The sequence below is a fragment of the Chelatococcus sp. CO-6 genome (assembly GCF_001271345.1).
Classification (GTDB): domain Bacteria; phylum Pseudomonadota; class Alphaproteobacteria; order Rhizobiales; family Beijerinckiaceae; genus Chelatococcus_A; species Chelatococcus_A caeni.
In genome coordinates this window covers 1,728,698-1,746,199 of sequence record NZ_CP012398.1, presented here as the reverse complement: position 1 = coordinate 1,746,199, position 17,502 = coordinate 1,728,698, and the positions used below count along the sequence as shown (strand labels likewise).

16 protein-coding genes are annotated in these 17,502 nt (G+C 69.2%); 8 read left to right on the top strand and 8 right to left on the bottom strand.

Features of this window, described 5'->3' with window-relative positions; all coding sequences use genetic code 11:
• Positions 1-117 precede the first annotated feature (117 nt).
• From AL346_RS08190 to AL346_RS08175, 4 genes are all read right to left on the bottom strand, one after another.
• Positions 118-804: a GNAT family N-acetyltransferase gene (locus AL346_RS08190; RefSeq protein WP_019404859.1), complete on the bottom strand. Its 687-nt coding sequence runs from the start codon at positions 802-804 to the stop codon at positions 118-120.
• Positions 801-1,304 carry a MarR family winged helix-turn-helix transcriptional regulator gene (locus AL346_RS08185; RefSeq protein ID WP_019404858.1) on the bottom strand — a complete coding sequence of 168 codons (504 nt, stop codon included), beginning with the start codon at positions 1,302-1,304 and terminating at the stop codon, positions 801-803. Before AL346_RS08185 ends, AL346_RS08190 begins: the two co-directional genes overlap by 4 nt.
• Before the next feature lie 138 nt (positions 1,305-1,442).
• Positions 1,443-1,916: a low molecular weight protein-tyrosine-phosphatase gene (locus AL346_RS08180; RefSeq protein ID WP_019404857.1), complete on the bottom strand. Its 474-nt coding sequence runs from the start codon at positions 1,914-1,916 to the stop codon at positions 1,443-1,445.
• 106 nt (positions 1,917-2,022) lie between these two features.
• Positions 2,023-3,057, bottom strand: coding sequence for an aldo/keto reductase (locus AL346_RS08175; protein ID WP_019404856.1), 1,035 nt, complete (start codon positions 3,055-3,057; stop codon positions 2,023-2,025).
• A 133-nt stretch (positions 3,058-3,190) separates the two neighbouring features.
• Between AL346_RS08175 and AL346_RS08170 the strand changes: the two genes are divergently transcribed.
• The 3 genes from AL346_RS08170 to glpK all read left to right on the top strand — a co-directional run bounded on the left by AL346_RS08170 (position 3,191) and on the right by glpK (position 7,394).
• Complete coding sequence (locus AL346_RS08170; RefSeq protein WP_019404855.1) at positions 3,191-4,099, top strand: LysR family transcriptional regulator; 909 nt, start codon at positions 3,191-3,193, stop codon at positions 4,097-4,099.
• A 140-nt stretch (positions 4,100-4,239) separates the two neighbouring features.
• The gene (gene glpD / locus AL346_RS08165; protein WP_019404854.1) at positions 4,240-5,760 is read left to right on the top strand and encodes a glycerol-3-phosphate dehydrogenase; all 1,521 of its coding nucleotides are present in this window, start codon (positions 4,240-4,242) and stop codon (positions 5,758-5,760) included.
• A 134-nt stretch (positions 5,761-5,894) separates the two neighbouring features.
• Entirely contained in the window at positions 5,895-7,394 is a 1,500-nt protein-coding gene (gene glpK, locus AL346_RS08160) for a glycerol kinase GlpK (RefSeq protein ID WP_053193510.1), read from the top strand.
• A gap of 3 nt (positions 7,395-7,397) precedes the next feature.
• Here glpK and AL346_RS08155 read toward each other — a convergent pair whose 3' ends face one another.
• Positions 7,398-8,603, bottom strand: coding sequence for a S9 family peptidase (locus AL346_RS08155; RefSeq protein ID WP_019404851.1), 1,206 nt, complete (start codon positions 8,601-8,603; stop codon positions 7,398-7,400).
• Positions 8,604-8,708: 105 nt separating this feature from the next.
• Between AL346_RS08155 and AL346_RS08150 the strand changes: the two genes are divergently transcribed.
• From AL346_RS08150 to AL346_RS08135, 4 genes are all read left to right on the top strand, one after another.
• Positions 8,709-9,749: an NAD(P)/FAD-dependent oxidoreductase gene (locus tag AL346_RS08150; RefSeq protein WP_019404850.1), complete on the top strand. Its 1,041-nt coding sequence runs from the start codon at positions 8,709-8,711 to the stop codon at positions 9,747-9,749.
• Between the two features lie 129 nt (positions 9,750-9,878).
• Positions 9,879-10,646 (top strand): glucose 1-dehydrogenase, encoded by a 768-nt coding sequence (locus AL346_RS08145; RefSeq protein WP_019404849.1) that lies wholly within the window; start codon positions 9,879-9,881, stop codon positions 10,644-10,646.
• A gap of 44 nt (positions 10,647-10,690) precedes the next feature.
• The gene (locus AL346_RS08140; RefSeq protein WP_019404848.1) at positions 10,691-11,440 is read left to right on the top strand and encodes an SDR family NAD(P)-dependent oxidoreductase; all 750 of its coding nucleotides are present in this window, start codon (positions 10,691-10,693) and stop codon (positions 11,438-11,440) included.
• 15 nt (positions 11,441-11,455) lie between these two features.
• Positions 11,456-12,739: an allantoate amidohydrolase gene (locus AL346_RS08135; RefSeq protein ID WP_245258983.1), complete on the top strand. Its 1,284-nt coding sequence runs from the start codon at positions 11,456-11,458 to the stop codon at positions 12,737-12,739.
• 302 nt (positions 12,740-13,041) lie between these two features.
• Here the strand turns inward: AL346_RS08135 and ugpE are convergent, their stop codons facing one another.
• The 3 genes from ugpE to ugpB form a co-directional block, all read right to left on the bottom strand.
• Positions 13,042-13,893 carry a sn-glycerol-3-phosphate ABC transporter permease UgpE gene (ugpE, locus tag AL346_RS08130; RefSeq protein ID WP_019404846.1) on the bottom strand — a complete coding sequence of 284 codons (852 nt, stop codon included), beginning with the start codon at positions 13,891-13,893 and terminating at the stop codon, positions 13,042-13,044.
• A 12-nt stretch (positions 13,894-13,905) separates the two neighbouring features.
• Positions 13,906-14,790, bottom strand: a complete 885-nt coding sequence (gene ugpA / locus AL346_RS08125) for a sn-glycerol-3-phosphate ABC transporter permease UgpA (RefSeq protein ID WP_019404845.1) — start codon at positions 14,788-14,790, stop codon at positions 13,906-13,908.
• Positions 14,791-14,856: 66 nt separating this feature from the next.
• Positions 14,857-16,170 carry a sn-glycerol-3-phosphate ABC transporter substrate-binding protein UgpB gene (gene ugpB / locus AL346_RS08120; RefSeq protein WP_040405674.1) on the bottom strand — a complete coding sequence of 438 codons (1,314 nt, stop codon included), beginning with the start codon at positions 16,168-16,170 and terminating at the stop codon, positions 14,857-14,859.
• A gap of 150 nt (positions 16,171-16,320) precedes the next feature.
• On the opposite strand from ugpB, the gene AL346_RS08115 reads away from it, so the two are divergent.
• The gene (locus AL346_RS08115; protein WP_019404843.1) at positions 16,321-17,499 is read left to right on the top strand and encodes a fumarylacetoacetate hydrolase family protein; all 1,179 of its coding nucleotides are present in this window, start codon (positions 16,321-16,323) and stop codon (positions 17,497-17,499) included.
• Positions 17,500-17,502: the final 3 nt, after the last annotated feature.

Sequence of the window (17,502 nt, the reverse complement as noted above, 5' to 3'; positions counted from 1 at the left end):
AAATCCCTAGGGCAATCGTCCTACAAGGTCAAGCGTGTTTAAACATGATAGGGCGAGAGACATTCTCGCGCCCATGAGGCAGATGCGCGCCAAGCCCAGACCCGCAGCACTATCGCGTCAGTCGTCGATATGCTGGATCACCGCGACCTGCATCGTCGTGCGCAAGGTGAAGTCGATCGACGCGTAGAGGCGGATGGCGGCCGTGTTGCTGGCGAAGGCGTGGAGGTAGGGCCGGTCTCCACTTTCCGCGATCCGTCCCGCCACGTAGCGCGACAGCAGGTGGCCGAGGCCGCGGCCCCTTGCTTCGGGATGGGTGCAGACGCCGCTGAGTTCGACGTGACCCGGCTGGGCCATGCGCTCGCCGGCCATGGCGACCAGCCGGCCGTTCTCGCGCACGCCCCAGAAGCGGCCGATGTCGAGCGCGCGCAGGGTGAAGGGGCCGGGCTCGGTGAGCGCGGCGAGCGCCAGCATGTCCTCGGCATCCGCCGGCCCGAGCTTCACAATCCTCTCGTCCTCGAAGGGTGCGTGGCCGCCGTCGGCCACCATCTGGACGCCTTCGGCGCGCCGGATGGCGCGGAGGCTCGCGGGCAGGCGGATCTCGCCGGCCTGCAGGAGGATTGCCGTGTCGCCCTGCTCCAGCAGGGTCCCGAGGGCCTCGAGGCTTTCGGGGCTGTCGTCGGCGCTGGCCGCGAACGGCACGATCGAGGGGCGATAGCGCCGCGCCTTCGCGTCCCCGTCGGCGAAGGCCTCGTGCCGCGAGGTCAGCGAAGCCCAGGCGGGGCGATCGAGCTCATGCGCGGTCATTTCTCTCGGTCCTCCCCGGCGCGCGCCGTCAGCGGCTTTCGCGCGAGCCCGTCCTCGATGCTGGCGACATGCGCCAGAAGCTCGTCGCCGAACCCCGCGCAAAGGTCGGCCACCGCCTTCTCGACACGAAGCCAGACCCCTTCCCGCGCGGCGGCCACGAAGGCCTCCCCGTCCGGCGAGAGGGAGACGAGCCGCCGGCGGCCGTCCTCCGCCGCGGTGGTGACCGCGACGAGGCCGATCCCGGCGAGCTGCCCGATAGCCCGGGTGATCCCCGGCTGCGCGACGCCGAGCAGCGCCGCGAGCTCGCCCACCGTCAGCGCGCCGTGCTTCGACAGCGCCGCAAGGAGCGGATGCTGGCCCGCGGCCACCGGCGGTGCCAGTTCGCTCAGGATCGGCTGCACCTCCGCCTGGAGCCGCTCGCCGAGACGCTTCAACCGGCTGCCGAGCGTCATCAGGCCAAGGGAGCGGAGCGTGTCTTCGGGCGAGGATTTGTTTAACATGTTATATATCATGTTATGTAAATAACGGCATGTCAAGATGGAGACCCCGAGCGGCTGGGCATCACCTTGCGATCCTTGGCTCGAACGGACCGCCGCTCGCGACGGGTCCATCCTCCGGCACGGCAGTTTCCGCCCGCCTCACGACGCTCCCGACAGCCGCGCCACGAGCCCCCGCGCGCCCGCCGTCACATCCGCCCAGGTCGTGTCGAAGCCGGCCGCTTCGCCGTAATAGGGATCGGCCACCGCCTCGCCGGCGCGGCCGGGGACATGGTCGAGCAACAGGCTCACCTCGGCGCCTGCGCCTGCCGGGCGCAGCGCGAGGAGCCGGGCGAGATTGTCGTGGTCGAGCGCGACGACATGGGTGAAATGCGAAAAATCCTCGCGCACCACCTGCCGGGCGCGATAGCCGCTGATGTCGATGCCGTTGCGGGCGGCCACGGCCTGCGCCCGCCTGTCGGGCGCCTTGCCGACGTGCCAGTGCCCCGTGCCGGCCGAATCGACGAGGAGATCGAGCCCCACCCGCGACGCCTCGGCCCGCATGGCTGCCTCCGCCAGCGGCGAGCGGCAGATGTTGCCGAGGCAGACGAAGAGCACGGCGGGTCTGTCGGGCATCGAGGCTTTCCCAAGGCGGCGACGGCCGGGAGAGGGCCGCCGCCCGTCCTTTACCACAATCGCCGGCCGCATCGCTCCTGCCCGCCGGCGCGGTGCGGATCCGCCCTCACACCATCGGCGGGTTGAGCCGCGCAAAACCCTCCTGCCGGTGATAGGGGAAATGCGGATAGGGCGGCGTCACGCGGCTCGCGGCGTCGAGCTTCGCCATCTGCTCGGCGGTGAGGCGCCAGCCGAGGGCGCCCAGGTTGTCGCGCAGCTGCGCCTCGTTGCGCGCCCCGATGATGACGGAGGCCACCGTCGGGCGCGCGATGAGCCAGTTGAGGGCGATCTGGGGCACCGTGCGGCCGGTCTCGGCGGCGATCTCGTCGAGCGCGTCGACGACGCTGTAGAGCCGCTCCTCCGGCACCGGCGGGCCGAAATCGGCGGTCTCGTTGAGGCGGCTGCCGGCGGGCACGGACGCGCCGCGGCGGATCTTGCCGGTCAGGCGACCCCAGCCGAGCGGGCTCCAGACGAGGGCGCCGATGCCCTGGTCCTGCGCAAGCGGCATCAGGTCCCACTCGTAGTCGCGGCCGACGAGCGAGTAATAGACCTGATGCGCCACATGGCGCGGCCAGCCGTGCCGCTCGGCGGCGGCGAGGGACTTCATGAGCTGCCAGCCGGCGAAGTTGGAGACGCCGACATAGCGGACCTTGCCGGCGCGCACGAGCGCGTCCAGCGTCGCCAGCACCTCTTCCACGGGGGTGCCGGCGTCGAAGGCGTGCAGCTGCAGGAGGTCGATGTAATCCGTGCCGAGGCGGCGCAGCGCATCCTCGGTCGCCTTCACGAGCCGGGCGCGCGAGGCGCCGGCATCGTTCGGCCCCTCGCCCATGGGCAGCGCCGTCTTGGTGGAGATCAGCACCTTGTCGCGCCGGCCACGGATCGCCTCGCCCAGCACCTCCTCCGAGGCGCCGTCGGAATAGACGTCGGCCGTGTCGAACAGGTTGAGCCCGGCCTCGAGGCAGATGTCGAGGAGGCGGCGCGCCTCGCCGGCATCCGTGTTGCCCCAGGCGCCGAAGAGCGGCCCCTTGCCCGCAAAGGTCCCCGCGCCGAAGGACAGGACCGGCACCTTCAGCCCCGATGCTCCCAACCGCCTGAATTCCATCGTCCATCTCCTGTTCGTCCGGCCATCCGGCCGCTCGCGGTGAGAGATGGAACCGGTCGGCGGCGTGAACTAGCATGGCGGAAGGCACAGGATCTGTGACTTCAGTTCACATCGAACGGGATAGAACGGCGCCATGAGTCGTCTCGACATCAACCGCTCCGGCGAGATGGAGGTTTTCGCGCGCGTCGTCGAGCTCGGCGGCTTCTCGGCCGCGGCGCGCCGCATCGGCATGACGCCGTCGGCGGTCAGCAAGCTCGTGGCGCGGCTCGAAGGCCGGCTCGGCGCGCGGCTCGTGCACCGCTCCACCCGCCAGCTGCGGCTCACGCCCGAGGGCGAGGCGTTCTACGGCCGCTGCCGCGCCGTCCTCGCCGCGATCGCGGAGGCCGAGCGCGAGGTGGCGGCAGGCGCTGTGCCGCGCGGGCGGGTGCGCGTCAACAGCAACGTGCCCTTCGGGCTGCACTGGCTGACGGGGCTCGTGCCCGACTTCCTCACGCTCTATCCCGAGATCACCCTCGACATCGTCGCGACCGACATGGTCATCGACCTCATCGACGAGCGCGCCGACGTCGCCATCCGCGTCGGGCCCATGCGCGCCTCGCCCCTTATCGCCCGCAAGCTCGGCGAGAGCCGCATGGCCGTCGTCGCCTCGCCGGACTATCTCGCCCGCCACGGCGCGCCGGCGACGCTCGAGGAGCTCGAAAGGCACAACCGCATCGCCTTCAACTTCACCCGCCTCGTCGCCGGCTGGCCTTTTCGCGACGCTTCAGGCGCGACCGTCACCGTGCCGCCCGTGGGCAATGTCCTCGTCGGCGACGGCGAGAGCGCGCGCCGGCTCGCGCTCGCCGGGGCGGGCCTTGCCCGTCTGTCGCATTTCCACATCGGGCCGGACCTCGCCGCCGGCCGGCTCGTCGAGGTGCTGGCCGACCTGAATCCCGGCGATACCGAAACGATCCATGCCGTCTTCATCGGCCAGGGCGCGCAACTGCCGGCCCGGGTGCGCGTGTTCCTCGATTACCTGGCGGCCCACGCGCGGGTCGGCTGAACTGGCCTCCGGCGCGCATATTTTCGTTTTCGCTTTCGTTGTGGCTGAATTGTTTTCGCTAGCTATTTCGTTTATGCTGCCGCAAGTTGAGCGGGCGCAGCCGGCGGCTGCGCGACCAGGGCAAGCGAACGGAGCAAGGCGTGCAGGAGAAGGTCTTCGACCTCGCCATCATCGGAGGCGGCGTCAACGGCTGCGGCATCGCACGCGATGCGGCCGGGCGGGGGCTTTCGACCGTCCTGTTCGAGCAGAACGACCTTGCCAGCGCCACCTCCTCCGCCTCTACCAAGCTCATCCACGGCGGCCTGCGCTATCTCGAATATTACGAGTTTCGCCTGGTGCGCGAGGCGCTGATGGAGCGCGAGGTGCTGTGGAAGCTCGCGCCCCACATCATCCGGCCGCTGCGCTTCGTGCTGCCGCACCATGCCGGGCTTCGGCCCGCCTGGATGCTGCGCCTCGGCCTCTTCCTCTACGACCATCTCGGCGGCCGCAAGCTGCTGCCGGCGACGCGCAGCCTCGACCTGCGCCGCGACCCGGTCGGCAGGCCGCTCAAGGGCGGCTATTCCACGGCCTTCGAATATTCCGACTGCTGGGTGGAGGACGCGCGCCTCGTCGTGCTCAACGCCCGCGACGCGGCCGAGCGGGGCGCCGCCATCCACCCACGCACGCGCGTCACCGGCGCCGAGCGGCGCGGCGACCATTGGGTCGTCAACGCCGAGCGGCGGAGCGACGGCGCCCGCGTGGCGGTGAAGGCGCGCATGCTGGTCAATGCCGCCGGCCCCTGGGTGGCCGACGTGCTGGCCGGCATCGTGCGCGAGAAGGCGCCGGCGGGCGTGCGCCTCGTGCAGGGCAGCCACGTCGTCGTGCCGAAGCTCTTCGACCACGACCGCTGCTACATCTTCCAGAACAGCGACGGCCGCATCATCTTCGCCATCCCCTACGAGCACGACTTCACGCTCATCGGCACGACGGACCTCGACTATCGCGGCGACCCCGCCGCCGTCAGGGCGAGCGAGGAGGAGATCGGCTATCTCTGCGCCGCGGCGAGCGAATATTTCGCAAAGCCCGTGCGGCGCGAGGACGTGGTGTGGACCTATTCGGGCGTGCGCCCGCTCTATGACGACGGCGCCTCCAAGGCTCAGGAGGCGACGCGCGACTACGTGCTCAAGCGCGAGGGCGAGGGAAACGAACCTTTCCTCCTCTCCGTCTTCGGCGGCAAGATCACCACCTACCGGCGCCTCGCCGAGGCGGTGCTCGACAAGCTCGCGCCGCAGCTGCCCGAGGCGGCGCGCGCCAAGGCGGGGTGGACGGCGGGCGCGCCGCTGCCGGGCGGCGATTTCCCGCATGACGGCTACGACGCGCTGACGCGCCGCATCGCCGGCGAGCATCCCTATCTCGGCGGCGGCATCGCGGCGCGCCTCGCCCGGTCCTACGGCACGCGCGCCTTCGCCGTCCTCGAGGGAGCCCGCACCATGGCGGACCTCGGCCGCCAGTTCGGCGCCGGCCTCAGCGAGCGCGAGGTGGACTATCTCATGGGCGAGGAATGGGCGATGACGGCCGAGGACGTCCTGTGGCGCCGCTCCAAGCTCGGCCTGCGCCTGACACGGGAGGAGGCGGCCGCGCTCGACGATTTCATGGCCGCGCGGCTCAGGCAGGCCGCCTGAGCCACGAGAACCCATTCCGTTGAGGTTGGCTTCAACCTGATCGGATGCGGTTCTGGCGTGGGCGATGCGCGTCCGCTAGCGTCGGCCACGACAAGAAGCCGAACCGCAAGAAGCCGAACCGGAGGAAACATTCCTTGGCCACCTACGTTCTCGCCATCGACCAGGGCACCACCTCCTCGCGGGCCATCCTCTTCCGGCCCGACACCTCCATCGCCGCCGTGGCGCAGCGCGAGTTCCCGCAGCACTTCCCGGCCTCGGGCTGGGTGGAGCACGAGCCGGAGGACCTGTGGGAGACGACGCTCGCGACCTGCCGCGAGGCGCTCGACAAGGCCGGCGCCTCGGCGCGCGAGGTCGCCGCCATCGGCATCACCAACCAGCGCGAGACGACGGTGGTCTGGGACCGGGCGAGCGGCCGGGCCATCCACCGCGCCATCGTCTGGCAGGACCGGCGCACGGCGCCGCTCTGCACCCGGCTGAAGGAAGAGGGGCACGAGCCGCTGTTCACGGCGCGTACCGGGCTCATCCTCGATCCCTATTTCTCGGGCACCAAGATCGCCTGGATCCTCGACAACGTGCCCGGCGCGCGCGCGCGGGCGGAACGCGGCGAGCTCGCCTTCGGCACCGTCGACAGCTTCCTCCTGTGGCAGCTCACCGGCGGCAGGGTGCATGCGACGGACGCGACCAACGCGGCGCGCACGCTCCTCTTCGACATCCACAAGGGGGAGTGGGACGAGGAGCTCATGCGCCTCCTCGGCGTGCCCTGCTCCATGCTGCCCGAGGTGCGGGACTGCTCGGGCAGGTTCGGCGAGAGCGATGCCGCGCTCTTCGGCGCGCCGATCAGCATCTGCGGCATCGCCGGCGACCAGCAGGCGGCCACCGTCGGCCAGGCCTGCTTTACGCCCGGCATGGTGAAATCGACCTACGGCACGGGGTGCTTCGCGCTCGTCAACACGGGCGCTGCCCCCGTCGCCTCGAAGAACAAGCTGCTCACCACCATCGCCTATCAGCTCGACGGCCGGCGCACCTATGCGCTCGAGGGCTCCATCTTCGTCGCCGGGGCGGCGGTGCAGTGGCTGCGCGACGGGCTCGGCATCATCAAGGACGCGGCCGCGACGGGCCAGCTGGCGGAGGATGCCGACCCGACGCAGCAGGTCTATCTCGTGCCCGCCTTCGTCGGCCTCGGCGCGCCCTACTGGAACCCGGACGTGCGCGGCGCGCTCTTCGGCCTCACGCGCGGCACCGGCCCGGCCGAGCTCGCCCGCGCGGCGCTGGAGAGCGTCTGCTACCAGACTGCCGACCTTCTCGCCGCCATGCGGGCCGACTGGCCGCAGGCGGACGGCGCCGAGACGGTGCTCCGGGTCGACGGCGGCATGGTGGCGTCCGACTGGACGATGCAGCGCCTCGCCGACCTGCTCGCCGCCCCGGTCGACCGGCCGGTGGTGAAGGAGACGACGGCGCTCGGCGCCGCCTATCTCGCCGGCCTCGCCGCCGGCGTCTTCCCCGCCCCGGCGCAGTTCGCGGATCTCTGGCGGGTCGAGCGGCGCTTCGCGCCCGCCATGAGCGAATCGCTGCGCAGCGCCAAGCTCGCCGGCTGGCGCGAGGCCGTGGCGCGGCTCGTCATGCCGGTGGGTTAGGCCCTACAGCACCTCCTCCAGCCAGTCGTAGACGACGGCGAGGCCGAGCGGCAGGTTGCCGACCTGGCAGTGCATGTCCGCCCCCTCGGCGCGGGTGAAGACGTGGCGCGTCACGCGGCCGCCGGCCTTGGCCGCAAAGACGTCAAGCTGGCGCAGCGCCTCCTCGCCCTCCCCCTCGCCGACGACGGCGAGCGTCGGGCAGGCGATGCGCTCGAGCCCCTCCTCGGCGCGGAAGTCGGCGAGACGCTTCAGCCAGGCATGCGTGCCGTCGACGCCGTAGCGCCGGCAGGCGGACTTGAAGGAGAGCTTCATCGTCACCGGCATCATCTCGTCCGGGATCTCGTCCACATAGGCGAGCGGCAGGTCCTCCATCTCCTCCGCCCCGGGCGGCATGAAGCCGAGGAGATAGGCCTTGAGGTCGACGATGGGCGAGTTGAGGACCAAGGCCTTGAGCCGGGGATCGTGGATGGCGGCGCGCGTCGCGAAATAGCCGCCGAAGCTCACGCCATAGAGCCCGAGCCTATCGCCGTTGACATCCGGCCGCGCCAGCGCCGCATCGACGACGGCGGCGAGCGGCACCTCGTAGTCCGGCCGGAAGACGAGGTCGGGATAGCGGCGCATCGCCGAGACCTGCCCCGGCCCCTGGGCGAGCAGCACGTTGAAGCCGCGCTCCAGGCCGGCGCGGGCCGCCGAAAAGAACATCTCCTCGTTGGTGCCGTCGAAGCCGGTGATGGCGACGAGCGTGCGCCCGTCGACGGCACCGCCCGCCGGCGCGCAGAAATAGCCGGGCAGCAGCACGTCGCCGAAGGGGATGTCGATAGCGATGACGTTGTCGGCGAAGAGGGGCATCGCCGCGGCGAAGCAGCGCTGGCTGGCGAGCCCGTACTGCAGCGCCTCGCCGACGAAGGGGTCGCAGAAATATTCGGCCGACCGGTAGTACATCGAGGCCCGGCCGTAATGCTCGCGCGCGCTGACGCGATGGCCGCGGCCGAGCGCGACATCGGCCAGGCGCTCGATGCCGGCGGCGAGATCGGCGAAACGGCGCGGCCATTCGCGCGGCGTTTCGTCGAGCCCGGCCCGGGCGGCGAAGATCTCCCCCGGCGCGCCGCCGCCATAGCTGGCGGCGCCCAGCATGCGCATGAGCTGGAAATCGAGCTCGGGATTGGCAAATCCCGTGATGCGCGTCGCCGTGCGTTCGATGGCCGCCATGCGTTTCTCCCGATACGTGTTGATCCCCGCCCCCGCGAGGGGGCATTAGTGGCAAAACTGGCTGATTGCGCGAAGCCGCGCGTGGAGCGGAGGCATCTTACGTCCATGAGCGACCGTATAGAAACCGATGTCGTCATCGTCGGCGCCGGGCCCGTCGGGCTCTTCGCCGTCTTCGAGCTCGGCCTCCTCGACATCCGGGCCCATCTCATCGACATCCTGCCGAAGGTCGGCGGCCAGTGCGCGGAACTCTACCCGGAGAAGCCGATCTACGACATTCCCGGCTTCCCCATGGTCACCGGCCAGGGTCTCGTCGACAATCTCATGGCGCAGATCGAGCCCTTCCACCCGACCTTCCATCTCTCGGAGATGGTGGAGACGCTCGAGAGCCTCGGCACAGCCGAGGCGCCGCTCTTCCGCCTCAGGACCGACGCGGGCACCGAATTCGTCACGAAGGCCATCATCATCGCGGCCGGGGGCGGCTCGTTCCAGCCCAAGAAGCCGCCGATCCCCGGCATCGAGGGCTTCGAGGGCTCCAGCGTGTTCTATGCCGTGCGGCAGATGGAGCCCTTCCGCCACAAGCGCATCCTCATCGTCGGCGGCGGCGACTCGGCCCTCGACTGGACGGTGAACCTCGCGCCGCTGGCGAAGCGCCTGACGCTGCTGCACCGGCGCGACGCCTTCCGCGCGGCGCCCGATACCGTCAACAAGATGCGCGCCCTCGTCGCCGCGGGAGCGATGGACTTCCACCTCGGCCAGGTGGTCAAGCTCGAGGGCAAGGCACCGGTGCTGGAGGGGGCCGTGGTGCGCCGCGACGACGGCTCGACCTTCACCATCGCCTGCGACGTGCTGCTGCCCTTCTTCGGCCTCACCATGAAGCTCGGCCCCCTCGCCGATTGGGGCCTCAACCTCCACGAGAACCTCATCCCGGTCGATACCGAGAAGTTCGAGACGAGCGTGCCCGGCATCTTCGCCATCGGCGACATCAACAGCTATCCGGGCAAGCTGAAGCTCATCCTCTCCGGCTTCCACGAGGGGGCGCTCGCCGCCCAGCGCGTGTTCCATTACGTCTATCCGGACAAGCGCCTCGTCTTCCAGTACACGACCTCCTCCACCAGCCTGCAGAAGAAGCTCGGGGTCCACGCCTGAGGCCGCCCTGCGTCGCGGACATGCCAACCCGGCTCGCCCGCGGCTTGACGCTGGCCGCCCCGGCGTCGTCACATGCCCTCAACGAGCATCCGGCGCACGACGGCGGATGCCACTGACGGGGGAGGTGGGATGACACTGTCGATCTTCGATCTGTCGGGCCGGACGGCCCTCGTCACGGGCTCGGGCCAGGGCATCGGGCTCGCCATCGCCCGCGGCCTTGCCGCAGCGGGCGCGCGCGTCGTCCTCAACGGGCGTGACGCGGCCAAGCTCGACAAGGCGGCCGGGCTCATCCGCGCGGCGGGTGGCGAGGCGGTGGCGATGCCGTTCGACGTAACCGACGCCACGGCGGCGCGCGAGGGCGTCGCCCGCATCGAGCATGAGGTCGGGCCGCTCACCATCCTCGTCAACAACGCCGGCATCCAGCGCCGCGCCCCGCTGGAGGATTTCGCCGACGAGGACTGGCACCAGATCATCCACACCAATCTCGACAGCGTCTATTACGTCGGCCAGGCTGCGGCGCGGCACATGATCCCGCGCGGCTACGGCAAGATCATCAACATCTGCTCCGTCATCAGCGAGCTCGCGCGTCCGACCATCGCGCCCTATGCCGCGAGCAAGGGCGCGGTGAAGATGCTGACCAAGGGCATGGCGGCGGACTGGGGCCGCCACGGCATCCGCGTCAACGGCATCGGCCCCGGCTTCTTCGCCACCGAGATGAACAGCGCCCTCGTCGAGAACGCCGACTTCACCGCCTGGCTGACGAAGCGCACGCCGCTCGGCCGCTGGGGCAAGGTGGAGGAACTCGCCGGCGCCGCCATCTATCTCTCCGCGCCGGCCTCGGACTTCGTGACCGGCCACGTGCTCTATGTCGACGGCGGCGTCACCGGCTCGCTCTGACCCGCGAACAGCTTCGAAAACAGGGATACTCGGGAAGGAAACACATGAATCAAATCGATTTGACGGGGCGCGTCGCAGTCGTCACCGGCGGCGCCCAGGGCATCGGCCGCGCGGTGGCCGAGCGCTTCAAGGCCTCCGGCGCCAAGCACGTCGAGCTGTGGGACCGTGACGGCGCCCTGGCGGAAGCGGCGGCGAAGGAGATGGGCGCGGGTGTCTCGGCCCGCGCCGTCGACATCACCGACTATGCCGCCGTCGAAGCCGCCGCCAGGGCGGCGGAGGCGGCGCACGGGGCCGTCGACATCCTCGTCAACAGCGCCGGCATCGCCGGGCCGACGTTCAAGGCCTGGGAATACCCGCTCGAGGAGTGGGCGCGCGTGCAGCGGATCAACGTCGACGGCACCTTCCATTGCTGCCGCGCGCTCGTGCCCGGCATGCGCGCGCGCAACTACGGCCGCATCGTGCTCGTCGCCTCCATCGCCGGCAAGGAGGGCAATCCCAACGCCTCGGCCTATTCGGCGTCCAAAGCCGCCGTCATCGGCTTCACCAAGTCGCTCGGCAAGGAGCTCGCCGACCGCAACATCGCCGTCAACTGCATCACGCCGGCCACCGCCAAGACGCGCATCCTCGAACAGGTGAGCGAGGAATTCATCCAGTACATGCTGTCGAAGATCCCGCGCGGGCGCTTCGTCGAGGTCGAGGAAGTGGCGGGCATGGTCGCCTTCCTCGCCTCGGAGGACAACAGCTTCACCACGGGCGCCGTCTTCGACCTGTCCGGCGGGCGCGCCACCTATTGATGGCGCTTGAGCGGCATGGCCGGGCCCGCTAGCTTGACCGCCATGATCGCCATGCCGCCCCTGCCCACCACCGTGCTCGGCGAGCGCCTGATGACGCTCGCCGCCGATCTCAACCAATATACCGACGAGCCGGGGCGCCTGACGCGCCTCTACCTCTCGCCGGCTCATCGCGCCGCCGCCGAAGCGGTGAAGCGCATGATGGAAGCGGCGGGCATGAGCGCGCAGATCGACGCCGCCGGCACCGTCGTCGGCCGCTACGAGGGGATCGAGCCGGGCGCGCCGGCGCTGCTCGTCGGCTCGCACATCGACACCGTGGTCGATGCCGGCAGCTATGACGGCATGCTCGGGGTGCTGGCCGGCATCGTCGCTGTGGAGGAGCTCGCCCGGCGCGGGGAGCGCATGCCCTTCGCCATCGAGGTGCTGGCCTTCGGCGACGAGGAGAACGTCCGCTTCCCCACCAATCTCTCGACCTCGCAGGCGATCGCCGGCACCTACGACCCGGCCTGGCTCGACGGCAGGGACTACGACGGGGTGAGCCTGCGCGAGGCTCTCCTCGCCTTCGGCGGCGACCCCGAGGCCGTGACGCGGCTCGGCCGCGATCCGGGCTCCGTCAAGGGCTACATCGAATTTCACATTGAGCAGGGGCCGGTGCTGGAACGCGAGAACCTGCCGGTCGGCATCGTCAGCGCCATCAACGGCATCACCCGGGCGCGCGGCGTGGTGACGGGCGAAGCCGGCCACGCCGGCACCGTGCCGATGGCGCTGAGGCGCGACGCCTTCGCCGCGCTGAGCGAGATGAACCTCGCCGTCGAGCGCATCGGCGCCCGCGATCCCTCGACCGTGGCGACCATCGGCATGGCCAAGGTGTCGCCCAACGCCTCGAACGTCATTCCGGGTCGCGTCGACTTCATGCTCGACGTGCGCGCGCCGGACGATCCCGTGCGCCACGCCATCGTCGAGGAGATGGTGGCCGAGATGCGCGACATCGCCGCCCGGCGCCATGTGGCGCTCGACCTCGACCTTTATTTCGACGCTCCGGCCACCGCGATGGACGCGGGCCTGATGCGCGCGCTGGAGACGGCCGTCGCGGGCCAGGGCATCGCCGCGCGGCACCTGCCGTCAGGCGCCGGCCACGACGCGATGGCCATGGCGCGCCTGTGCCCCTCGGCGATGGTCTTCGTGCGCTGCAAGGGCGGCATCAGCCACAATCCGGCCGAATCGATCACCGCCGACGACGCGGATGTCGCCGTGCGCGTCCTCGTCGACGCCATCAAGGCCTTTGCCGCGCGCAACGGGTGAGGGGCAGGGAACGCCTGCGACTCCCGCCCTGTCCGGCTGCAACGCACAAGGCGTGACGTCACGGTGCGTCATCGATCCCGTCGTCATGGCCGCGCTTGTCCCGGGCATCCACGCCTTGAAAGTACGAGCAACGCCAAACGCGTGGATGGCCGGGACAAGCCCGGCCATGACGAGAGGAACGGGTTGCGCTCGTCGCATCCATGCAACGCACAAACCGGCCATCCGTGTTTTTCATGGTCTACGGTTTTCGCGGATGCCAGCGACCGAACGCGTGAGAGGAGCGGCCGGCAGGGCGCCGCCGCTCACTTCTCCGTCTCGACCAGCCCCTTCACGAACAGGCGCTGCATGGCGATGACCACCGCGACGGGAGGCAGCATGGCGAGGATGGTCGTCGTCATGACGAGGTGCCAGACGGGATCGGCCTCGGCCGCCGCGGCCGCGAGGCGCTGGATGCCCATGACGATGGTGTAGTAGCTCTGGTCCGTGGTGACGAGCAGCGGCCACAGGTACTGGTTCCAGCCGTAGATGAAGAGGATGACGAAGAGCGCGGCGATGTTGGTGCGCGACAGCGGCATCAGGATGGACCAGAAGAAGCGCAGCGGCCCCGCCCCGTCGATGCGCGCCGCCTCCGTCAGCTCGTCCGGGATGGTCATGAACACCTGGCGGAAGAGGAAGGTCGCCGTCGCCGAGGCGATGAGCGGGATGGCGAGGCCCGAATAGCTGTTGAGCATGCCGAGATTGGCCACGACCTCGAAGGTCGGCAGGATGCGCACCTCGACCGGCAGCATCAGCGTGATGAAGATGAGCCAGAAGGCCGTGACCCGGAAGGGGAAACGGAAATAGCAGATGGCGAAGGCCGAGAGCAGCGAGATGGCGATCTTGCCGATGGCGATCGCCATGGCCATGACGAAGCTGTTCCACAGCATCGGCCCGACGGGCGGGAAGCCCGAGACGCTGGAGCCGGTGAACAGCGCTTCCTTGTAGTTGGCGATGAGGCCCGGGCCCGGCAGGAAGCCGATGCGGCCGGTGAGGAAGTCCGTGCCCGGATGCGTCGACGCCACGAAGGCGAGCCACACCGGCAGCACCATGGCGGTGACGCCGAGGATGAGCGCCGCATGGGCGGCGAAAGTCAGCTTGCGGCCGGATTCGACCATGTCCCCGCCCCCTCAGTAATGGACCTTGCGCTCGATATGGCGGAACTGCAGCGCCGTCAGGCCGATGACGATGACGAGCAGCACCACCGACTGGGCGGCGGACGCGCCGAGATTGAGCGATTCGAAGCCGTCCTTGAACACCTTGTAGACGAGGATGGTGGTGGACTGGCCGGGACCGCCGCCGGTCGTCGCGTGGATGATGCCGAAGGTGTCGAAGAAGGCGTAGACGATGTTGACGACGAGCAGGAAGAAGGTCGTCGGCGCAAGCAGCGGCCAGACGATCTTGCGGAAGCGCAGCCAGGGACCCGCCCCGTCGAGCGCCGCGGCCTCGACGAGGGTGCGCGGGATGGCCTGCAGCCCGGCGAGGAAGAAGAGGAAGTTGTAGCTCACCTGCTTCCACGAGGCGGCGAGGATGACCATGATGAGCGCATCGGTGCCGTTGAGGTGGTGGTTCCAGTAGATGCCGATGGCCCGGAGGCCACGCGCCACGACGCCGACCGAGGGGTCGAACATGAACCACCACAAAATGGCGGCGACGGCCGGGGCCACGGCATAGGGCCAGATGAGCAGCGTCTGGTAGACCATCGCCTTGCGCCCCACCTTGTCGGCGGCGAGCGCGAAGAGGAGGCCGAGGCCGAGCGAGATGCCCGCGACCGAGGCGGAGAAGACGACCGTGATGGCGAAGCTCGCCCGGTAGCTCGGATCCTCGAAGAGCGCGACGAAATTGGCGAGGCCGACGAACTGGCGCGACAGGCCGAAGGCGTCTTCGGCGAAGAGCGAGGTGTAGAGCGCCTGGCCGGCGGGCCACAGGAAGAAGATGATGGTGATGGCGAGCTGCGGCGCAAGCAGCAGATAAGGCACGATGCCGCCGCCGAAGGTGACCCGTTTTGCCTGCATCGGCCCCCCAGAAGGAACAGGGCGGCGCCCGGTGCAGTCCGGGCGCCGCCATTCACGTTACGCTATTCAGGAGTTGGACTTCTCGAACTGGCGGAGCAGCTCGTTGCCGCGCTTCGCCGCCGCGTCGAGCGCGTCCTTCGCCGACTTCTTGCCGGTCAGCGCGTTCTCCAGCTCCTCCTCGATCATGTCGCGGATCTGGACGAAGTTGCCGAGACGCAGGCCCTTGGAGTTGTCGGTCGGCGGATTGAGGTTCATCTGCTTGATCGAGATGTCGGAACCGGGGTTCTTCTCGTAGAAGCCCTCCGTCTGCGACAGCTCGTAAGCGGCCTTGGTGATCGGCAGATAGCCGGTCTGCTGGTGCCACCAGGCCTGGACCTCGGGCTTCGACAGATAGGCGAAGAACTTCGCCGCGCCCTTGTATTCCTCCTTCGGACGACCGGCGAGGACCCAGAGCGTCGCGCCACCGATGATGGAGTTCTGCGGGGCGCCCTGCACGTCCGGCCAATAGGGCTGCATGCCGTAGCCGACGCCGAACTTGGCGTTGGCCATGATGTTGGCACGCGCCGCCGAGGAGGCGAAGGTCATGGCGCATTCGCCGGAGAGGAACTTCGGATCCGACTTGCCCTGGCGGCCGCCGTAGTCGAAGACCTTCGACTTCTGCCAGTCGACGAGCGCCGTCCAGTGCTTCTCGAGCGTCGGGTTGTTGATCTTGAGCTCGGTGCCGAGGCCGCCGAAGCCGTTGGCCTCAGTCGACAGCGGGATGTTGTGCATGGCCGAGAAGTTCTCGACATGCACCCAGGACGGCCACTGGGTCGTGAAGCCGCACGCGACGCCCGCCGCCTGCAGCTTCTTGGCGAATTCCTCGACCTCCGGCCAGGTCTTGGGCGGGGTGTTCTCGTCAAGGCCCGCCTTCTTGAAGTGGTCCTTGTTGTAATAGAGGATCGGCGTCGAGGAATTGAACGGGAACGAGAGCATGTTGCCCTGCGTGTCGCTGTAGTAGCCCGTCACCGCCGGCAGATAGGCCTGCGGATCGAACGGCTCGTTCTCGTCCGCCATCAGCTGGTAGACCGGATAGACGGCGCCCTTGGCCGCCATCATCGTCGCCGTGCCGACCTCGAAGACCTGCACGATCGTCGGATGCTGCTTGGCGCGGAAGGCGGCGATGGCGCCCGTCATGGTCTCGGGATAGCTGCCCTTGAAGACCGGGACGACCTTGTACTCGCTCTGCGAGGCGTTGAAGTCGTTCGCGATCTTCTCGAGCTTCTCGCCGAGCGCGCCCGACATGGCATGCCACCACTGGATCTGCGTCTGGGCAGCAGCCGGTCCCGCCGCGGCGATGAAGGCCGCCGCACTTGCCATGGTTACAATACGAGATGCCATGATAGCCTCCCCATCTCCCGGAGCCCCCCTCGGGGACCCTTCTCTTCGTTGCTAACGAGCATAGCATGACAATGACATGACAGTTCAATGAATAATCGACGACAAACGCAAGCGAAACGAAATTCGAGACTTCAACGAGGAGCGTATTCCATGGGGGGCCTGACCCTTTCCACCGCCACCACTCTGCCGAGCGATTTCTCCAAGGCAGCCTTGGCCGGCCGCGTCTTCCGGCCCGATGCCGCCGGCCCGTCGGTGGTGACCGTTCGCGAGGGCGAGGTTTTCGATATCAGCCGCGCTTTCGCGACGATGCGTGACCTATGCGAAACTTCCGCACCTGCGGCCGCCCTGCGCGGGGCCGAGGGCGAATCACTCGGCCCGCTCGAGGCCATCCTCGCCAATTCGGTGGAGGCGACGCGCGATTCCACTCGGCCCTACCTCCTCGCCCCCATCGACCTGCAGGCGGTGAAGGCGGCGGGCGTGACCTTCGCCGTCTCCATGCTGGAGCGCGTCATCGAGGAGCGCGCGCGCGGCAATGCCGATGCCGCGGCGGCCATCCGCGAAGAGATCAACCGCCTCGTCGGCGACGACCTCGCCCGCCTCAAGCCCGGCTCGCCCGAGGCCATGCGCCTCAAGGAGGTGCTCATGGCCCAGGGCGCCTGGAGCCAGTATCTCGAGGTCGGCATCGGGCCGGACGCCGAGATCTTCACCAAGGCCCAGCCCCTGTCGAGCGTGGGCACGGGGGCGGATGCCGGCATCCACGCCATCTCCACCTGGAACAATCCCGAGCCCGAGGTGGTGCTGGTCGTCGCCTCGGACGGGCGCATCGTCGGCGCCACCCTCGGCAACGACGTCAACCTGCGCGACGTCGAGGGCCGCTCGGCCCTGCTCCTCGGCAAGGCGAAGGACAACAACGCGAGCTGCGCGGTCGGCCCCTTCCTGCGCTTCTTCGACGACGGCTTCTCGCTCGACGACGTGCGCCGCATGCACGTGACGCTGACGGTGGAGGGCGAGGACGGTTTCCGCATGGAGGGCTTCTCCACCATCGAGAAGATCAGCCGCGATCCGGCCGATCTCGCCGCCCAGATGATCGGCAAGCACCACCAGTATCCGGACGGGGCGGTGCTGTTCCTCGGCACGCTGTTCGCGCCGGTCGAGGACCGCGATGCGCCGGGCAAGGGTTTCACCCACAAGGTGGGCGACATCGTCACCATCGCCGCCCCGCAGCTCGGCAGCCTCGTCAACCGCATGCGCCACAGCCAGGATTGCGCACCGTGGACCTTCGGCACCGGGCAGCTGATGCGCAACCTCGCCAAGCGCGGCCTCCTCTGAGCC

What these genes read in the sequence shown, in the direction of transcription:
- AL346_RS08190 (WP_019404859.1), bottom strand. Translation starts at nt 804, where the DNA reads ATGACCGCGCATGAGCTCGATCGCCCCGCCTGGGCTTCGCTGACCTCG.
- AL346_RS08185 (WP_019404858.1), bottom strand. Translation starts at nt 1,304, where the DNA reads ATGTTAAACAAATCCTCGCCCGAAGACACGCTCCGCTCCCTTGGCCTG.
- AL346_RS08180 (WP_019404857.1), bottom strand. Translation starts at nt 1,916, where the DNA reads ATGCCCGACAGACCCGCCGTGCTCTTCGTCTGCCTCGGCAACATCTGC.
- AL346_RS08175 (WP_019404856.1), bottom strand. Translation starts at nt 3,057, where the DNA reads ATGGAATTCAGGCGGTTGGGAGCATCGGGGCTGAAGGTGCCGGTCCTG.
- AL346_RS08170 (WP_019404855.1), top strand. Translation starts at nt 3,191, where the DNA reads ATGAGTCGTCTCGACATCAACCGCTCCGGCGAGATGGAGGTTTTCGCG.
- AL346_RS08155 (WP_019404851.1), bottom strand. Translation starts at nt 8,603, where the DNA reads ATGGCGGCCATCGAACGCACGGCGACGCGCATCACGGGATTTGCCAAT.
- AL346_RS08150 (WP_019404850.1), top strand. Translation starts at nt 8,709, where the DNA reads ATGAGCGACCGTATAGAAACCGATGTCGTCATCGTCGGCGCCGGGCCC.
- AL346_RS08145 (WP_019404849.1), top strand. Translation starts at nt 9,879, where the DNA reads ATGACACTGTCGATCTTCGATCTGTCGGGCCGGACGGCCCTCGTCACG.
- AL346_RS08140 (WP_019404848.1), top strand. Translation starts at nt 10,691, where the DNA reads ATGAATCAAATCGATTTGACGGGGCGCGTCGCAGTCGTCACCGGCGGC.
- AL346_RS08135 (WP_245258983.1), top strand. Translation starts at nt 11,456, where the DNA reads ATGGCCGGGCCCGCTAGCTTGACCGCCATGATCGCCATGCCGCCCCTG.
- ugpE (WP_019404846.1), bottom strand. Translation starts at nt 13,893, where the DNA reads ATGGTCGAATCCGGCCGCAAGCTGACTTTCGCCGCCCATGCGGCGCTC.
- ugpA (WP_019404845.1), bottom strand. Translation starts at nt 14,790, where the DNA reads ATGCAGGCAAAACGGGTCACCTTCGGCGGCGGCATCGTGCCTTATCTG.
- ugpB (WP_040405674.1), bottom strand. Translation starts at nt 16,170, where the DNA reads ATGGCATCTCGTATTGTAACCATGGCAAGTGCGGCGGCCTTCATCGCC.
- AL346_RS08115 (WP_019404843.1), top strand. Translation starts at nt 16,321, where the DNA reads ATGGGGGGCCTGACCCTTTCCACCGCCACCACTCTGCCGAGCGATTTC.